This is a genomic window from Arthrobacter endolithicus, assembly GCF_026627425.1.
Taxonomy (GTDB): Bacteria; Actinomycetota; Actinomycetes; order Actinomycetales; family Micrococcaceae; genus Arthrobacter_M.
Window position 1 is genome coordinate 1 of sequence record NZ_JAPNLH010000057.1, and the last position, 1402, is coordinate 1402.

At 60.7% G+C, this 1402-nt stretch carries 1 protein-coding gene; it reads left to right on the top strand.

Annotated features, from left to right (window positions below):
- A partial coding sequence (locus OS914_RS17965) for an integrase catalytic domain-containing protein (RefSeq protein WP_267547421.1) occupies positions 1-1332 on the top strand: 1332 nt, incomplete at its 5' end.
- Positions 1333-1402: the final 70 nt, after the last annotated feature.

Below are 1402 nucleotides of genomic sequence, written 5' to 3' on the forward strand. Positions count from 1 at the left end.
CGACGAGACTCAGCTAAAGTGCTCGCGAAATGGGGTGCGTGCCGCATTTGGGATGTGCTCGCGAAATCTCTGGTGCATGGTCGGGTGCTTTGGTGTGCTGGAGGGATGGACTATGGGATGTCGTTGTCTGCGCGCAGGGAAATTACGAAGAAGGAAGCCGGGGAGTATTTTCGGTCTTCGAAGAAGGCCAAGGGCGAGATCCTGGACCGGTTGATGGTTGAGATCGGGTGGTCCCGGGCGAACGCCCGCCGCCAGCTCGGCAGGGCGTTCCGGCGGCGAGGCCCAGCCCGTGTGGTGACACGCAAGCCGAGGCCGCCATCGTATGGCTATGACACGGTGAAGGTCCTCCAGCAGGTCTGGGTCGTGGCGGGGCAGCCCTGCGGGAAGTACCTGGCCGCGGTCATGAGTGCCACGCTGGTCAACATGGAAGCCCACATCGGTTCCGGAGCCTTCGGCAGGGCCCGGCCCCGCTACAGCCCACAGGTGCACACCCAGTTACTGGCGATGAGCGCGGCCACGATCGACCGCCTGCTGGCACCGTTCAAACTGTCGATGTATCCGGAGGGGAAATCCACGACCCGGTCGCGACGGAACCACTACACCGAAGCGATCCCGATCATGTCCCGTATCCCTGACATTGACTGGCAGCCGGGCCTGGTCGCCATCGATACGGTCGCTCACTGCGGCAACAGTGCCAAGGGCCAGTACGCGTTCACACTGACAGCTACGGATGTCTTCACCGGCTGGACTGTGAACCGGGCGATCAAGAACAAGGCCTCCAAATGGGTGGTGAAGGCGATGGATGAAATCCAGGACGAATTCCCGTACCCGATCGACCACTGCCATAGCGATAATGGGTCGGAATTCCTCAATGAACCAGTGACTACCTGGTGCAATGCCCAGAACATTCGCATGACCCGCTCCCGGCCCCACCATTCCAACGATAATCCGTTTGTTGAGCAAAAGAACGGCGCCATCGTGCGCCGCTCGGCGTTCAACTACCGCTACGACACCGATACTGAACTCCGCCTGCTCAACGAGCTCTGGCCGTTGGTGAACGTGCGCAAGAACCTGTTCCTGCCCACCAAGAAAGTCACCGGATATCACCTCAGTGGCAAGGGAAAGTCAGTGCGCAGCTACGACGATCCACGCACCCCGGCCCAGCGGATCGAGGACACCGGGATCATGCTCGAGCCCCAACGACGCCACATGAAGGAGCTCTATGCCAGTCTGGACCTGGCCGGGCTGACGACCCGGATCAACGAGATCCAGCAGCAACTCATCCGGCTCGCCGCAGCCAAGACCTACTCCCAAGCACCCCACGCAGCATGACACTTTCGCGAGCACATTAGATGAGGCACGCAGGAATCATTTGGCGAGCATATTGACATGAGGCACCACG